Below are 15194 nucleotides of genomic sequence, written 5' to 3' on the forward strand. Positions count from 1 at the left end.
GGCGCCGGGATCAGGAGCCTCCTGCACCGAACCGTCAGGGAGCATCCCGTTGAACGCCATCGCGGCCGCCGCCGATTTTCTCGCCCGGGCCCGCACCGGCCCTGCCCTGGCCGGCCTGCCAGGGACGGTGCGGCCAAGCAGCCTGGAGGAGGCGGAGGCCATCCAGCACGCCACCCTCGTCGCCATGGGCGAGCACTGCGGCGGCTGGAAGCTCGGGCGTCATGGCGGGATGGTCTTCTCCGCCCCCATTCCGGCCTCCCACCTCTTCGCCGATCCGGGCAGCGATTCAGTCGCCTTGCCGGCGGACCGCTTCATCGAGCTGGAACTGGCGATTCGGTTCCACACCGCCATCGCCGCCGCCGATCTCTCCAGCATGGCCCCGGGCGACCTGACCGGTGCGGCCGAGCTGGCGACCCTCTTCGAATTCGTTCGCTCCCGCTTCCAGCCATCGGCCGAAACCGGGCCGCTGGACCGCATTGCCGATTGCGTGGCGAATGAGGGCGCCATGGTGCGGACCACACTAACGCCATGGACCCTCGACATGCTTGACTCGCCACCCGCCGTCACACTGATCCAGGACGGCACCGTGATCGCGCGGCGCGAGGCTGGCCCGCATGTCGCCGCGCCGGTCCTGCCGTTGATCGAGGCCTGGATCGCCCGGCGCCGGCGCGAGGGCGGCGGCATCGCCGCGGGCGAGGTCGTCACCTTCGGCAGCCTGTCCGGCATGCCGCCCATTCCCACAGAGGGGGCGAGCTATATCGGTCAGATCGATGGGCTGGAGATGATCCGCTGCACGGTCGCGCCCGTGATTTGAAGCCTCGCGACCGGGCTCAGCCCCGGTCGCGCATCACGCGTGCCTTGTCGCGCTTCCAATCGCGCTCGGCGATGGCCTGACGCTTGTCGGCCTTGGACTTGCCCTCCGCCAGACCCAGGGTAAGCTTGGCCACGCCGCGGTCGTTGAAGTGAATGTCCAGCGGCACGAGCGTCTGGCCCTCCCGCGTAATCGCGCCGGCCAGGGTTTCGGCCTGCTTGCGGTGCAGCAGCAGCTTGCGCGGCCGGCGGGGCTCGAACTTCGCCACCACGCTGCCGGCCTGCCATTCCGGGATGTAGAGATTGAAGATCCACATCTCGCCATCGCGCTCGCCGGCCCAGGCCTCGGTCAGCGTCGCGCGGCCGGCCCGCAGGCTCTTCACCTCCGGCCCGACGAGCACGATGCCGGCCTCATAGGTATCCAGGATCTTGTAGTCGAAGCGCGCCTTGCGGTTCTGCGCGGCGACGCCGTGGCTGATCAGGCTCTTCTTGCGGGGTTCGGCCATTCTCTCCTCAGTTCAGCAGCCCCGCGCCGGCCATGGCGGCGCGCACCCGCTCCTTCGACGTCTCGGCGATCGGCGCCATGGGCAGGCGGCAGAAATCGGTGCTCTTGCCGAGCAGGCTGGCCGCAAACTTCACAGGGCCAGGGGAGGTTTCGCAGAACATCGCGTCGTGCACGGGAGTCAGCCGGTTCTGGATGGCCTGAGCCTCCTTCACCCGTCCCTCGGCCCAGGCATCCTGCATCTCGCGCAGCATCCGCGGGGCGATGTTCGCGGTGACGCTGATGCAGCCCACGCCCCCGGCGGCGTTGAAGGCCAGGGCCGTATGGTCCTCGCCCGAGAGCTGGCAGAAATCCTCGCCGCAGGCCGCACGGGTGTGCAGTGGCCGGGTCAGATTCGCCGTCGCGTCCTTCACGCCCACGATGTTCGGGTGCTTCGCCAGCCGCGCCATGGTCTCGACGCTCATGTCGATCACGCTGCGGGGTGGTATGTTGTAGATGATGATGGGGATATCGGTCGCATCGGCCACCGCCTTGAAATGCAGGTACATCCCCTCCTGCGTCGGCTTGTTGTAGTAGGGCGTCACCACCAGCACACCGTCGGCTCCAGCCTTCTTCGCGTGCTGCGTCAGCCGGACCGCCTCCGCCGTGCTGTTGGACCCGGCGCCGGCGATCACCGGCACCTTGCCCCCCGCCGCCTCGATGCAGAGCTCCACCACCCGCTCATGCTCCTCATGGGAGAGAGTCGGGCTCTCGCCGGTCGTGCCGACGGGGATCAGCCCCTGCGTGCCCTCGGCCACCTGCCAGGCGACAAAGTCCTGGAAGGCACGCTCGTCCAGTTTGCCGTCCCGGGTCATGGGCGTGATGAGGGCGACGAGCGATCCCTTGAACATATGGTGTGTCCTGACGGGGGCGGGGAAAGCGGGATGTGGGGTGCCGGCGCCCCGCGCGCCAGCCACAACCGGATACCGCGTTGCCTCCGGTGTGAACAAGGGCAACCAGGCGCGACAGCCATGCCAGGGCAGGCTAGAAGCGATCGTGATGCGGTTCCTGGCTCAGCCGGCACTGGCCGGTTTATTTTTCGCCCTCGCCCTGCCGGCCATGGCCCAACCGGCCATGGCCCAGCCCTGGGCAGTGGAATCACAACGATCCGCCGGCCGGGCCGCCCTCGCCCTGGCCAATGCCGGCCGCTACGCCGATGCCGAGGCCGCCGCCGCCCAAGCCGACCCGCTGGTCCGCAAGATCGTGCTCTGGATCCGGCTGGCCGCACGCGGCCAGGGCACCGGCGCCGAGCTGGCGGCCTGGATGGCGGACAATCCCGACTGGCCCCTGCCCAACACCATGCGCCAGCGGACCGAGGAGGCGCTGGCCGCCGACCCGGATGATGCGCGGGCCCTCGCCTATTTCACCGTGAACCCGGCCATGACGCTGGACGGCGCCCAGCGCCACGCCGATGCGCTGATCCGCGCCGGGGACACGACCCGTGCCACCACCCTCCTGCGCCAGGCCTGGAGCAATGGCTTCGGGGACGCCGCGGCGGAGGCAGGCTTCGCCGAGCGCAACGCGGCGATCCTGACCGATGATGACCGTTGGCGCCGCTTCGACCGCCTCTTTCTCTCCCGCGACATCAACGACGCCGCCCGGGCCGCCGTCTGGCTGAATCCATCCCGCCGCGCCCTGGCCGATGCACGGCTGGCCATGGCGGCGGGAGGGCTGGCCCCGGTCACGCAGGGCGAGGATCTCGGCTTGCTGGCCGCTGGCGCCCGCGCCCTCCGCCAGCAGGACCGTGATGCGGAGGCTGCGGCCGCCTGGAGTGCCGCTGCCCCCCTGCAACGCGACCTGCCGCTTCCCGCCGCGCGCGCGATCTGGGCCGAGCGCCAGATTCTCGCCCGCAAGCTGCTGCGCCTGGGCCAGGACCAGCTCGCCTACCAGGTCGCCTCCCAGCACGGGCAGCGGGAGGGCGAGCCGCGCTCCGAGGCCGAGTTCCTGGCCGGCTGGATCGCCCTGCGCCGGCTGAACCAGCCCTCCCTGGCAGCCCGCCACTTCACCCTGCTCGGCGACAACAGCGCCAGCATCATCACCCGCGCCCGGTCCGCCTATTGGCAAGGCCGCGCCCTGGCCGCCAGCGACGCCGCCCGCGCCCGCGCAAAATTCGGGGAGGCGGCGCTGCTCGGCACTGCTTTCTACGGCCAACTCGCCGCCCTGGCGCTCGGGGAGGACGAGGCACGCCTTTCCGCCCGCATCCGCGCCATCGCTCCGCCCCAGCCGACTACCGAAGCCTCACAGCTTTTTCTGGCCCGCGAATTGACCGCGGCGGTCTCGGCCCTGGCCGATCTGGGCGACTATCGTCGTGCCCGGATGTTCCTGCTGCGGATGGAGGAGCTCTCCCCCGATCCAGCCGATCGCGTGCTGGTGGCGCGGCTGGGCGTGGCGCTGGGCCGGCCGGACTTCGCGGTCTGGATCGCCCGCCGCGCCGGGGCCGATGGGGTGATGCTGCTGCCGGAGGGCTGGCCTACCCCCTACCCCGCCCCTTCCGGCGATCTCGAACCAGCCATCGTGAACGCCATTGCCCGCCAGGAGAGCAATTTCGATCCTGAGGCCGTCTCCGGCGCCAACGCCCGCGGGCTCATGCAGCTTCTTCCCGCCACGGCGGCCGGGGTGGCGCGCCGGATCGGCGTGCCCCACCAGGCCGGGATGCTGACCAGCGACCCCGCCCACAACATGCGGCTCGGCTCGCAATACCTGTCCGACCAGATGGCGCGCTTCGGCGGCAACATCGCCCTTGCTGCCGCCGCCTATAACGCCGGCCCGAACCGCGTGCAGGACTGGCTGGCCACCTATGGCACGCCCGGCGAGGGCGGCATCGACGTGATCGACTGGATCGAGCTGATCCCCTTTTCGGAGACACGGAACTACGTGCAGCGGGTCGTGGAGAATGTGGTGGTCTACCGGGCACGGAACGCGGCGGCAGCCTCCCTGCCCTATCCGCTGAAACCCTGGATGACGGCCCAGTGAGCCGCGCCGTGACGCCGGCCATCCGCCGGGTGGCCGCGCGGGATGGGCTGATGCTCCACGCGCTTGACTGGCCCGGCGACGAATCCCGCACGCCACTGCTCTGCCTGACCGGCATCTGCCGCACCGCCCAGGATTACGCGCTGCTGGCCGGGCGCCATGCCGGCAAGCGCCGCGTCGTGGTGCTTGAATATATGGGCCATGGTGAGAGCGACCGTGCCACGGAGTTGTCCCGCTATCGGCCGGAACGTGCGGCGGGCGACATCCTCGATGCCTGCGCCGCGCTGCACCTGCCGCGGGTGGTGGCGGTGGGCACCTCGTTTGGCGGGCTTATGACGATGGTGCTGTCCGTCCTTCGCCCCACCCTGCTGCGCGGCGCCGTGCTGAACGATATCGGGCCGCGGATCGACCCTCGTGGCCTGGCGATGGTCAAGGATTTCGCCGGGCATGACCCGGGCTTCGCCACGCTCGATGACGCCGTCGCCTATCTCCGCACTGTCATGCCGCGCGTCCCGCTGCCGGATGATGCGGCATGGCGCCAATTCGCCGCGCTGACCTACAAGCCGGGGCAGGACGGGCTGCTCCACCCGCGCTGGGACACGCGCATCCAGCAGGCCATGGAAGCGGCGGGGGGCGGAGCGCCCGATCTCGGCCCCGCCTTCCGCGGCCTGCGGCCCATTCCCACCATGCTCGTCTGGGGTGAGGCCAGCGAGTTCCTGGCCGCCGATACCGTCCGCGCCATGGTGCGTGAAAAGCCCGATCTCGAACTGATCACCCTCCCCGGCGCCGGCCACGCCCCGACGCTGGAGGAACCCGAGGTGGCGCGCCCGCTCGACGAATTCCTGGACCGCGTTCCCTGATGACCTCCGCCTTTGCGGTCGCAAGCCTCTGCGGCGTGGGGCGCCTGCGGCCTGCGCCCGGAACCTGGGCCTCCCTTGTCGTGCTTCCGGCCGCGTTGCTCGGGCCCTGGTGGTGCCTGGCCTTCGGCATAGCCTTCTCCCTCGCAGGCCTCTGGGCCGTCTCCCGCCTGCCCGAGGCGCGGGAGGATCCGGGCTGGGTCGTGGCCGACGAGGCCGCCGGCCAGTGCCTGGCCCTGGCGGCCCTGCCCGCCGGCGCCTCGTTCTGGTGGATCCTGGCGGGCTTCGCGTTGTTCCGCGTGGCGGATATCCTGAAACCCGGCCCGATCGGTTGGGCCGACCGGATGGAAGGGAGCCTGGGCGTGATGCTGGATGACATCCTGGCGGGCCTGTTGGCCGGCGCCGTGTTGCTGGCTGCCCGGGCGGTGCTGGCCTGATGCTCAGCCCCACCACCCTCGAATCCGCTGCCGCCCTCCTCGCCATGCTGCGGGAACGCGGCCTGACCGTCGCCACGGCGGAATCCTGCACGGGCGGCCTCGTCTCCGCCGCGCTGACCGCGGTGCCCGGCTCGTCGGACTGCGTGCTCGGCGGGCTGGTGACCTATTCCAACGACATGAAGATGCGCCATCTGGGCGTGCCGGCCGAAGTCCTCTCCAGCGTCGGCGCGGTATCCGACGCCTGTGCGCGGCAGATGGCCCTTGGCACGACCGAGGCCACGGGCGCGGCGCTCGGGATTTCCACCACCGGCATCGCCGGCCCGGGCGGCGGCAGCGCGGAGAAGCCGGTGGGGCTGGTCTATATCGGTGTCGCGCGCCAGGGCGGCGAGGCGCGCGTCGAGCGGCACGTCTTCCCAGGGGACCGCGCCGCGATCCGGGCGGCGACCGTGGAGGTGGCCCTCCGAATGGCCATGAAGTTGGCGCGCCCCGTCTGAACTGCCGGGACGGCCGCGCCTGGGAGGCGCCGCCTCCCAGGCCACACTCGCATCAATGCCGCAGCAGGGTCCGGATCGCCTCCAGCGCTTCACCGATCATGCGCGCGGTCACGTCCAGATGGGTGCAGGCGCGCACGCGCCCGCCAAGCACGCTAATCGCGATCCCCTGCGCGCGCAGCCCAGCCTGGAGGGCTTCGGCCGAAAGCCCGGCGCCCGCAGGATCGAAATAGACGAGGTTGGTGTCAGGCTCCTGCACCGTCACGCCCTCGATCTGGCGAAGGCCAGCCGCCAGGGCACGGGCATTCGCGTGGTCATCGGCCAGCCGGTCGATATGATGATCCAGCGCGTAGATGCAGGCGGCCGCGCAGATGCCGGCCTGGCGCATGGACCCGCCCAGGCGCTGCTTCCAGCGCCAGGCCCGGCCGATGAACTCGCTGGACCCGGCCAGCACGGCGCCGAGCGGGGCACCCAGGCCCTTGGTGAAGTCCAGCCACACGCTGTCGAAGCCCGCGCACATCTCGCTGGCCGGCACATTGGCCGCCACGCAGGCATTCATCAGCCGGGCGCCGTCCATATGGGTGGACCAGCCTTGCTCATGGGCGATGCCCGTCAGTTCATTCAACGTATTCAAAGGCCAGACGACCCCCCCGCCGATATTGGCGGTCTGTTCGATTTCCAGCAGGGTCTGGGGCGGGGCGTAGCGCGTGCGGGCGCGGATGGCGGCGCGCAACGTGTCCGCGTCGAACATGCCGCGCGGGCCGCGCAGCGGGTTGATCTGCACGCCGGCAATGGCGGCATGGCTGCCGCCCTCACTGGTCAGGATATGCGCGGATTCATGGGCCAGCACCTCATCGCCGTTGCGGCAATGGGTGTTGAGGGCGATCACGTTGCACATGGTGCCGGAGGGCAGGAACATCGCGGCCTCCTTGCCCAGCAGCGCCGCCATTCGGTCACACAGCGCGTGGACCGTCGGGTCGTCGCCATGCTGCTCGTCGCCGACCTCCGCCTCCATCATGGCAGCCTTCATGGCCGCGGTCGGGCGGGTCTGGGTATCGGAGTAGAGGTTGATCCGGACCGGCGGGGCGTTTGGGGCGGGGCGGACGGGGGCATGGACCATGGCAGGGGCTCTCCGCAGCGTGTCGGGAACCTTCTGCCAGGGGCCGGGGCGCGGGACCAGGGGTGCCCCCCGGACTGGCCGGTCAGCCCTGGCCGGGTTGGGGCCTCGCCGTGAGACCGGCGCCCAGTCTCTCACGACCATAGAGCATCATGGCCCGCCGCTCGAAGGCGCGGACCATCAGCCGCACGGCCTCGTTGAACACGGTACCAATGACAGCCTGCAGCAGGCGGGACTTGAACTCGAAATCAACAAAGAAATTCACCTCGGTCCCGGTTCCCTGCTCCTTTGGCACGGGCGTGAAGCGCCAGTGGTTGTTCAGGTAGCGGAAGGGACCGGTGAGGTACTCCACATGCACGTGGTGCGGCCGCTCCAGCGTGACGCGGCTGCGGAAGGTCTCCCGGAACATCTTGAAGCCGATCGTCAGGTCCGCGATCAACTCCGACTCGGTGCGCGATATCACCTGAGCGCCGACGCACCAGGGCAGGAACTCCGGGTAGCGGCGCACATCCGCCACCAGGTCGAACATCTGCTCGGGCGTGTAGGGAAGCCGTTTCTTCTCCGCGTGGGTCGGCATCCGGCGCGGCTCAGGCGGCGGTCGCGGTGGTGCGGCCGAGCGAGGCGTCGCGTGCCGCGCGCAGCGCCGCGAAGTCCTGATCCGCATGGTAGGAGGACCGGGTCAGCGGCGTGGCGGAGACCACCAGGAACCCCTTGGCGCGGGCCATGCGAGCATAATCCTCGAACTCTGCCGGCTCCACGAAGCGGTCCACGGCGGCGTGCTTCACCGTGGGCTGCAGGTACTGGCCGATGGTCAGGAAATCGATCTCGGCGGAGCGCATGTCGTCCATGACCTGCAGCACCTCCATGCGTGACTCACCCAGCCCGACCATCACGCCGGACTTGGTGAAGATGCCGGGATCCAGCCGCTTCACCTCGTCGAGCAGCCGGAGCGAGTGGTAGTAACGCGCGCCGGGGCGGATCGTCGGATAAAGGCGCGGAACGGTCTCCAGATTGTGGTTGAAGACGTCCGGGCGGGCCGCCACCACAACCTCCAGCGCGCCGGGCTTGCGAAGGAAGTCGGGGGTCAGGATCTCGATCGTGGTGCCGGGGGCCGCGGTCCGGATCGCGGCGATGGTCCGGGCGAAGTGTTCCGCGCCGCCATCCTTCAGGTCATCACGGTCGACCGAGGTGATGACAACATGGCGCAGCCCGAGCTTCGCCACGGCATCGCCCACCCGGCGCGGCTCATCCTCGTCCAGCGCCTTCGGCATGCCGGTGGTGATATTGCAGAAGGAACAGGCCCGCGTGCAGATCTCGCCCATGATCATCATGGTCGCGTGGCGCTGAGACCAGCACTCCCCGATATTCGGGCAGGCTGCCTCCTCGCACACCGTGACGAGCTTGTTATCCCGCATGAGATTGCGGGTCTCGTGATAGACGGGGTGGGTCGGGGCCTTCACCCGGATCCAGTCCGGCTTGCGTTTGATCGGGTTGTCCGGCCGGTTGGCCTTCTCCGGATGGCGGAGCGGGGCAGGCGCGGCGCTAGGCACGATCCGGGCAATATGGGCCGGCAGGGCCGGTCCCTCGGCGGCGAGGGTCGCCGGGGCACTCTCGGCCGCGGCGGTGGCGCCGCCGGCGCGGTGATCCACCAGGATTCGGGTGGCCATGGGCTTCATCCTCGGCCGCGCCCCGGCAGGGGCGCGGCGATGGGGTTGGTCGCGGGTCTGGCGCTTAGATGTGGATCACCCGGCCATAGGCATCAAGCACGGCCTCATGCATGGCTTCCGAGACCGTTGGGTGGGGGAAGACCGTATGCATCAGCTCGACCTCGGTGGTCTCCAGGGTCCGGGCGATGGTGTAGCCCTGAATCATCTCGGTCACCTCCGGCCCGACCATATGGGCCCCCAGCAGCTCCCCGGTCTTCGCGTCGAACACCGTTTTGATCAGCCCTTCCGGCTCACCCAGCGCGATGGCCTTGCCATTGCCGATGAAGGGGAAGCGGCCGACCCGGACCTCATGCCCGGCCTCCTTGGCTTTCGCCTCGGTCAGGCCGACGCTGGCCACCTGCGGACGGCAATAGGTGCAGCCCGGGATGTTCAGCGCCTCCAGCGGGTGCGGATGCAGCCCGGCGATGTGCTCCACGCAGATGATCGCCTCATGGCTGGCCTTGTGCGCCAGCCAGGGCGGGCCGGCCACGTCGCCGATGGCGTAGAGGCCCGGCTCGCCCGTGCGGCACATCTCATCGATGACGATATGGGTCCGCTCGACCTTCACCTTGGTGCCCTCAAGGCCCAGATCCTCGACATTGCCGACAATGCCAACGGCGGAGATCAGCCGGTCCGCCGTGATCTCCTGGGTCTTTCCACCCGCCTCGACGCTGACCGTCACGGAATCGCCGTTCTTCGTCACCTTACCGATCTTGGCGGAGGTCAGGACATTCATCTTCTGCTTGGTGAAGGACTTCTGCACGAAGGCGCTGATCTCCGCGTCCTCCACCGGCAGGATGCGGTCCATCACCTCGATCAGGGTCACCTGCGCGCCCATGTTCAGGTAGAAGCTGGCGAATTCGCTGCCGATCGCACCGGAACCGATCACGATCAGCGACTTCGGCATGGCGTCCGGCACCAGCGCCTCGCGATACGACCAGATCAGCTTCCCGTCCGGCTCCAGCCCCGGCAGCACGCGGGCGCGGGCGCCGGTGGCCAGGATGATGTTCTTGGCCTGGAGGTCAGCAACCGGCTTGCCGTCCTTGGTAACGGAGAGCTTACCCGGCCCGGCGAGCTTCGCACTGCCGTCATAGACCGTGACCTTGTTCTTCTTCATCAACCCCTTCACGCCGGAAGAAAGCTGATTGGCTACGGCGCGGGAGCGCTTCACCACCTTCTGGAAGTCGAAGCGGATGTTGTCAGCCGCGAAGCCATAGGCGTCCAGCGTGTGCAGCAGGTGGTTGATCTCACTCGCACGCAGCAATGCCTTGGTCGGGATGCAGCCCCAGTTGAGGCAGATGCCGCCGAGATTCTCGCGTTCAACAAGGGCGACCTTCATCTTCAACTGCGCGGCGCGGATCGCCGCGACGTAGCCACCGGGGCCACCGCCCACCACCACCAGGTCGAACTGATCGGCCATGCTGGCCTCCTCCATGCGGGCGCGAGCGGCACCGCGTGATGCTCTGCCGGGGCGGCCCTCAGGCCGCCAGCCGTTACCGGTCGTACATGCGGCCACCGCCGCAACATTCCTATGCGGCTAACCGCCGCAACGTCCTTATGCGGCTAACCGCCGCAATGCCTCGCCACTCAGGCGCTGGTTGATCCATTGCTTGCCGGATTGCGCCCCAAGTCCGCGATAGAAGGCAATGGAGGGCTCATTCCAGTCCAGCACCTGCCAGTCCAGCCGGGTCCATCCCTCCGCCACCGCGCGCTGCGCGAGATAGCGGAAGAAGGCCTTGCCAATGCCCAGGCCGCGATGCGCAGGCTGCACGAAGATGTCTTCGAGATAGATGCCCGGCTTGCCGGTAAAGGTGCTGACATTGTTGAACCACAACGCCTGGCCGACGACGCGCCCCTGCACTTCCGCCAGCACGGCGTGAAGGAGCGGCTTTTCGCCGAAAAGAAGGACGCGGAAATCCTCCTCCGTGCCCACCGCCTCATGCAGCAGCTTCTCGTATTCCGCGAGCTCGCGGACGAGGCGCACCACCTCCGGCAGATCGGCCGGGGTGGCGTCGCGCAGCGTGAAGGCGGTGGTCACTGCACTCACAGCATCAGGCTCAGCGGGTCCTCAACGATGGACTTGAAGGTCGAGACCCACTCCGCCGCGAGCGCGCCGTCAATAACGCGGTGATCGACCGAAAGTGTCACCGTCATCACCGTGGCAATCGCGAGCTGCCCATCCTTCACCACCGGCCGCTTCTCACCCGCGGAAACGGCGAGGATGCCGGCCTGCGGCGGGTTGATGATGGCCGAGAACTCCTTCACCCCGAACATGCCCATGTTCGAGATGGAGAAGCCGCCGCCCTGGAACTCCTCCGGCTTCAGCTTGCCGGACTTGGCGCGGGAAGCCAGGTCCTTCATCTCGTTGGAGATGGTGGCCAGGCCCTTCTGGTCGGCCTTGCGGATGATCGGCGTGATCAGCCCATCGGGAATGGAGACGGCGATGCTGATATCCACATCGTCGTAGATGACCATGCCCTCATCGGTCCAGGAGGCATTGGTCTGGGGCAGCTTCCGCAGCGTGGCTGCAGTCGCCTTGATGACCAGGTCATTGACCGAAAGCTTGTAGGCGCCCGCCCCTTCCTTCGGCGAACGCGCGTTCAGGTCCGCGCGTAGCTTCATCAGGGCATCCAGCTCCACGTCAATCGAAACGTAGAAATGCGGGATGGTCTGCTTCGCCTCGCTCAAACGGCGGGCGATGACCTTCCGCATGCTGGAATGCGGCACGAGCTTGTGCGGCGCCGTGATGACAGGTGCCGGGGCCTTCGGTGCAGGCGCCGGGGCGGCAGCCGGTGCCGGCTGCGCGGCGGCGGGCTGGGGCGCCGCGGCCGGCTTCGGCGCGGCCTGGGCGGCCTCAATGTCCGCCTTTACAATGCGCCCGTTTGGGCCAGAGCCCTTTACCGCACCCAGATCAATCCCGGCCTGCTGCGCCAAGCGGCGCGCGAGCGGCGAGGCAAAAATGCGCCCCCCTGCCCCGTTGGACGCCGGGGCCGCAGCCGAAGCCGGGGCGTTGGATTTCGGCATGTCCGGCTGCACCGGCTGCTCCGCCGCGCCAGCCACCTTGCCGCCGGCCGCCTGTACCGCTTCCAGCGCGGGGCTGCCGGAGGGCGACGGTGCCGGGCCCTTGTCCCCGCCTGCGCCCTTCCCGCCGCCGCCGGCGGGGCTGGAGGGAACCTCCTCCCCTGCCTCGACCATGATGCCGATAGGTTCGTTGACCTTCACTCCCTCGGTCCCGTCCGGCACCAGGATCTTGCCGAGAACGCCCTCATCCACGGCCTCGAATTCCATCGTGGCCTTGTCGGTCTCGATCTCGGCGATCACGTCGCCAGACTTGACGGTGTCGCCCTCCTTCTTGAGCCAGCGGGCAAGAGTCCCCTCCGTCATGGTCGGGGACAGGGCGGGCATCAGGATGTTGGTGGCCATCTGCCGCGCCCCTTACTTGTAGGTCACTTTGTGCGCCGCCTCGACCACCTGCGCGACCGTCGGCAGCGCCAGCTTCTCGAGATTGGCGGCGTAAGGCATCGGCACATCGGCACCGGCCACACGGACGGGCGGCGCGTCGAGATAGTCGAAGGCCTGCTCGACCACCTGCATCGCGACCTCGCCGCCCACATTGGCGAAGGCCCAGCCTTCCTCCAACGTGACGAGGCGGTTGGTCTTGCGAACCGAGGCGAGCACCGTCTCGATGTCCAGCGGACGGATGGTGCGGAGGTTAATCACCTCGGCGGAGATCCCCGCCTTGGCCAGTTCCTCCGCCGCCTGCATCGCCATGCCCACGGTGATCGAATAGGAGACGATGGTCACGTCCGTGCCCACGCGCTCCACCTTCGCCTTGCCGATCGGCAGGACGAAGTCCTCGTCCACTGGGCAGTCGAAAGTCTGGCCGTAGAGGATCTCGTTCTCGAGGAAGATCACCGGGTTCGGGTCGCGGATGGCCGCGCGCAGCAGCCCCTTCGCGTCCGCCGCCGACCAGGGTGCGATCACCTTCAGGCCGGGCACATGCGCGTACCAGGAAGTGAAATCCTGGCTGTGCTGAGCCGCCACACGCGCCGCAGCGCCGTTCGGCCCGCGGAAGACGATCGGACAGCCAAGCTGGCCGCCGGACATGTACAGCGTCTTCGCCGCCGAGTTGATGATCTGGTCGATCGCCTGCATGGCGAAGTTGAAGGTCATGAACTCGACAATCGGCTTCAGCCCGGTGAGCGCCGCGCCCACCGCCATGCCTGTGAATCCGTGCTCGGTGATCGGCATGTCGAGCACGCGCCGCGGCCCGAACTCGTCCAGCAGCCCCTGGGAGATCTTATAGGCGCCCTGGTACTGGGCGACTTCCTCGCCCATCAGGAACACATCGCCGTCGGCACGCATCTCCAGCGCCATGGCGTCGCGCAGCGCCTCGCGCACCGTGGTCGGCTTGGTCTCGCCCCAGTCCTTCTCGGGCTGAGCGGTGGATTTCGGCTCGGCCGCGATGCCCTCGCGCCGCTCGGCACCCCGCGCGGAGACCTGGCCGTAATCCTCGGCCTGCTTCGCGGTCTTGCCGATCTCGCCGCCCTGCTGGGTTGCGTTGGACTCCGGCTGCGTCGGCCCGGCCACCTTGCTGCCCTGCTCGGCGGCAGGCGTGCCCGCATCGCCTGCCGGCGCCGCATTGCCATCGCCACCATCCAGCTCCGCGATGGCCGCGTTCACCTGCACGCCTTCCGTGCCCTCGGGGACCAGGATCTTCGTGATCCGCCCCTCATCCACGGCCTCCACCTCCATGGTGGCCTTGTCGGTCTCGATCTCGGCGAGCACGTCGCCGGACTTCACCTCATCGCCTTCCTTCTTCAGCCACCGGCTGAGCTTGCCCTCCGTCATGGTCGGGGAGAGCGCAGGCATCAGGATTGTCGCGCCCATCTTCAGCGGCTCTCCACCAGAACGTCAGTCCAGAGTTCGGATTCGTCGGGTTCGGGGCTGGTCTGCGCGAACTCGGCCGCGTCCTGCACGATTGCCTTCACCTCGTCGTCGACAGCCTTCAGATCCGCCTCGGTCTGGCCACCCTCGATCAGCAGCTTGCGTACCAACTCGATCGGATCGTTCTGCTCACGCATGCGCTGCACCTCCTCGCGCGTCCGGTACTTGGCGGGGTCGGACATGGAGTGGCCGCGATAGCGATAGGTCTGCATCTCCAGCAGATAGGGCCCATGACCCTCCCGGCAGTGCGCAACGGCACGCTCGCCGGCTTCCTTCACGGCCAGCACATCCATGCCGTTCACCTGCTCCCCCGGGATGCCCCATGGGGCACCGTTCTTGGAGAGGTCGCGGGATGCCGAAGCACGTTCGACACTCGTGCCCATGCCGTATTTGTTGTTCTCGATGATGAAAACCACCGGCAGCTTCAGCAGCGCCGCTAGGTTGAAGCTCTCATAGACCTGGCCCTGGTTCGCGGCGCCGTCGCCGAAATAGGTCAGGCTCACCTGTCCGTTCTGCCGGTACCAGTTGGCGAAGCCGAGGCCCGTGCCCAGGGAAACCTGCGCGCCCACGATGCCGTGGCCACCATAGAAGCCCTTCTCGCGGGAGAACATGTGCATGCTCCCGCCCTTGCCCTTGGAGTAACCGCCGATCCGCCCGGTCAGCTCCGCCATCACACCGCGGGCCTCCATGCCGGTCGCCAGCATATGGCCGTGGTCGCGGTAGGAGGTGATGACCTGATCGCCCTCCTCCAGCGTCATCTGCATACCGACCACCACGGCTTCCTGGCCGATATAGAGATGGCAGAAGCCGCCGATCAGCCCCATGCCATAAAGCTGGCCAGCCTTCTCCTCGAAGCGGCGGATCAGGAGCATCTCCCGATAGGCCTTGGAGAGGATATCCTGGTTGTGGCCAGCCCCCGGCGGGGATTCCTTGCCGCGTCCGCCGCGGCGCTTCGCCGCGCTCTCCGAGCCGAGGGCCATGGGAGGATGCTCCTGTATTTCAGTCGGCCGAGGGGTGGCCTACCTAGCGCAGATACGGTCGCCGTCAGCGATCAGCAAGTTATAGGACTCAGCTAAGTCATTGATGTTGCATTGCAACATACCAATTAACCAGAAAGCGGTTAAGAATGGCTGCGGCTTTGAGAAAGCTCGGCGGATCAGTTGCGGCCCGATATGACCCAAGCTGGAACAGGCCCCTCGCCCGGGTGCCACGGCCCTTCGGCTGGCTGGGAAATCAGTTGGTCAGGCCAGGAGAAGCCCGTCGAGCCAACATTCACGATGTCCCGGAGCAACAGGAGGTCTCGCGACCACCGGTGACC

15 protein-coding genes are annotated in these 15194 nt (G+C 68.3%); 5 read left to right on the forward strand and 10 right to left on the reverse strand.

Annotation, left to right across the window (positions count from 1 at the left end; translation table 11 throughout):
* The first annotated feature begins 49 nt into the window (after nucleotides 1-49).
* The gene (locus ACO1BU_RS00255; RefSeq protein ID WP_424133882.1) at nucleotides 50-814 is read left to right on the forward strand and encodes a hypothetical protein; all 765 of its coding nucleotides are present in this window, start codon (nucleotides 50-52) and stop codon (nucleotides 812-814) included.
* 16 nt (nucleotides 815-830) lie between these two features.
* Here the strand turns inward: ACO1BU_RS00255 and smpB are convergent, their stop codons facing one another.
* A complete protein-coding gene (gene smpB / locus ACO1BU_RS00260) occupies nucleotides 831-1316 on the reverse strand; it encodes an SsrA-binding protein SmpB (protein ID WP_424133883.1) in 486 nt (161 codons plus the stop codon).
* Between the two features lie 7 nt (nucleotides 1317-1323).
* Nucleotides 1324-2202 (reverse strand): 4-hydroxy-tetrahydrodipicolinate synthase, encoded by an 879-nt coding sequence (dapA, locus tag ACO1BU_RS00265; RefSeq protein ID WP_424133884.1) that lies wholly within the window; start codon nucleotides 2200-2202, stop codon nucleotides 1324-1326.
* A 148-nt stretch (nucleotides 2203-2350) separates the two neighbouring features.
* Here dapA and ACO1BU_RS00270 point away from each other — a divergent pair, with 148 nt between their 5' ends.
* Genes ACO1BU_RS00270 through ACO1BU_RS00285 form a run of 4 tightly spaced genes read left to right on the forward strand, consistent with a single transcriptional unit; the run spans nucleotide 2351 to nucleotide 6109 of the window.
* The gene (locus ACO1BU_RS00270) at nucleotides 2351-4324 is read left to right on the forward strand and encodes a lytic transglycosylase domain-containing protein (protein ID WP_424133885.1); all 1974 of its coding nucleotides are present in this window, start codon (nucleotides 2351-2353) and stop codon (nucleotides 4322-4324) included.
* Nucleotides 4321-5181, forward strand: coding sequence for an alpha/beta fold hydrolase (locus ACO1BU_RS00275; RefSeq protein WP_424133886.1), 861 nt, complete (start codon nucleotides 4321-4323; stop codon nucleotides 5179-5181). The genes ACO1BU_RS00270 and ACO1BU_RS00275 overlap by 4 nt, the downstream gene beginning before the upstream one ends.
* Nucleotides 5181-5615 (forward strand): phosphatidylglycerophosphatase A family protein, encoded by a 435-nt coding sequence (locus tag ACO1BU_RS00280; RefSeq protein ID WP_424133887.1) that lies wholly within the window; start codon nucleotides 5181-5183, stop codon nucleotides 5613-5615. The genes ACO1BU_RS00275 and ACO1BU_RS00280 overlap by 1 nt, the downstream gene beginning before the upstream one ends.
* Entirely contained in the window at nucleotides 5615-6109 is a 495-nt protein-coding gene (locus ACO1BU_RS00285) for a CinA family protein (protein WP_424133888.1), read from the forward strand. The genes ACO1BU_RS00280 and ACO1BU_RS00285 overlap by 1 nt, the downstream gene beginning before the upstream one ends.
* 52 nt (nucleotides 6110-6161) lie before the next feature.
* On the opposite strand, the gene ACO1BU_RS00290 is transcribed toward ACO1BU_RS00285, so the two are convergent.
* The 8 genes from ACO1BU_RS00290 to pdhA form a co-directional block, all read right to left on the reverse strand.
* A complete protein-coding gene (locus ACO1BU_RS00290; RefSeq protein ID WP_424133889.1) occupies nucleotides 6162-7226 on the reverse strand; it encodes a threonine aldolase family protein in 1065 nt (354 codons plus the stop codon).
* Nucleotides 7227-7308: 82 nt separating this feature from the next.
* A complete protein-coding gene (locus ACO1BU_RS00295; protein WP_424133890.1) occupies nucleotides 7309-7800 on the reverse strand; it encodes a type II toxin-antitoxin system RatA family toxin in 492 nt (163 codons plus the stop codon).
* A 10-nt stretch (nucleotides 7801-7810) separates the two neighbouring features.
* Nucleotides 7811-8890 (reverse strand): lipoyl synthase, encoded by a 1080-nt coding sequence (lipA, locus tag ACO1BU_RS00300; RefSeq protein ID WP_424133891.1) that lies wholly within the window; start codon nucleotides 8888-8890, stop codon nucleotides 7811-7813.
* A gap of 64 nt (nucleotides 8891-8954) precedes the next feature.
* Entirely contained in the window at nucleotides 8955-10349 is a 1395-nt protein-coding gene (lpdA, locus tag ACO1BU_RS00305) for a dihydrolipoyl dehydrogenase (RefSeq protein ID WP_424133892.1), read from the reverse strand.
* A 135-nt stretch (nucleotides 10350-10484) separates the two neighbouring features.
* Nucleotides 10485-10976: a GNAT family N-acetyltransferase gene (locus ACO1BU_RS00310; RefSeq protein WP_424133893.1), complete on the reverse strand. Its 492-nt coding sequence runs from the start codon at nucleotides 10974-10976 to the stop codon at nucleotides 10485-10487.
* The gene (locus ACO1BU_RS00315; RefSeq protein ID WP_424133894.1) at nucleotides 10973-12352 is read right to left on the reverse strand and encodes a pyruvate dehydrogenase complex dihydrolipoamide acetyltransferase; all 1380 of its coding nucleotides are present in this window, start codon (nucleotides 12350-12352) and stop codon (nucleotides 10973-10975) included. Before ACO1BU_RS00315 ends, ACO1BU_RS00310 begins: the two co-directional genes overlap by 4 nt.
* Nucleotides 12353-12364: 12 nt before the next feature.
* Entirely contained in the window at nucleotides 12365-13819 is a 1455-nt protein-coding gene (locus ACO1BU_RS00320) for a pyruvate dehydrogenase complex E1 component subunit beta (protein WP_424133895.1), read from the reverse strand.
* Nucleotides 13820-13821: 2 nt separating this feature from the next.
* Nucleotides 13822-14856 carry a pyruvate dehydrogenase (acetyl-transferring) E1 component subunit alpha gene (gene pdhA / locus ACO1BU_RS00325; protein ID WP_424133896.1) on the reverse strand — a complete coding sequence of 345 codons (1035 nt, stop codon included), beginning with the start codon at nucleotides 14854-14856 and terminating at the stop codon, nucleotides 13822-13824.
* Nucleotides 14857-15194 lie beyond the last annotated feature (338 nt).

Origin of the sequence: Roseomonas chloroacetimidivorans (genome assembly GCF_049629625.1) — a bacterium.
Classification (GTDB): Bacteria; Pseudomonadota; Alphaproteobacteria; order Acetobacterales; family Acetobacteraceae; genus Roseomonas; species Roseomonas chloroacetimidivorans.

Coding starts and splice junctions, on each gene's coding strand:
- ACO1BU_RS00270 (WP_424133885.1), top strand. CDS start 2,351: ATGCGGTTCCTGGCTCAGCCGGCACTGGCCGGTTTATTTTTCGCCCTC.
- dapA (WP_424133884.1), bottom strand. CDS start 2,202: ATGTTCAAGGGATCGCTCGTCGCCCTCATCACGCCCATGACCCGGGAC.
- ACO1BU_RS00320 (WP_424133895.1), bottom strand. CDS start 13,819: ATGGGCGCGACAATCCTGATGCCTGCGCTCTCCCCGACCATGACGGAG.
- ACO1BU_RS00285 (WP_424133888.1), top strand. CDS start 5,615: ATGCTCAGCCCCACCACCCTCGAATCCGCTGCCGCCCTCCTCGCCATG.
- ACO1BU_RS00290 (WP_424133889.1), bottom strand. CDS start 7,226: ATGGTCCATGCCCCCGTCCGCCCCGCCCCAAACGCCCCGCCGGTCCGG.
- pdhA (WP_424133896.1), bottom strand. CDS start 14,856: ATGGCCCTCGGCTCGGAGAGCGCGGCGAAGCGCCGCGGCGGACGCGGC.
- smpB (WP_424133883.1), bottom strand. CDS start 1,316: ATGGCCGAACCCCGCAAGAAGAGCCTGATCAGCCACGGCGTCGCCGCG.
- ACO1BU_RS00315 (WP_424133894.1), bottom strand. CDS start 12,352: ATGGCCACCAACATCCTGATGCCCGCCCTGTCCCCGACCATGACGGAG.
- lipA (WP_424133891.1), bottom strand. CDS start 8,890: ATGGCCACCCGAATCCTGGTGGATCACCGCGCCGGCGGCGCCACCGCC.
- ACO1BU_RS00295 (WP_424133890.1), bottom strand. CDS start 7,800: ATGCCGACCCACGCGGAGAAGAAACGGCTTCCCTACACGCCCGAGCAG.
- lpdA (WP_424133892.1), bottom strand. CDS start 10,349: ATGGCCGATCAGTTCGACCTGGTGGTGGTGGGCGGTGGCCCCGGTGGC.
- ACO1BU_RS00280 (WP_424133887.1), top strand. CDS start 5,181: ATGACCTCCGCCTTTGCGGTCGCAAGCCTCTGCGGCGTGGGGCGCCTG.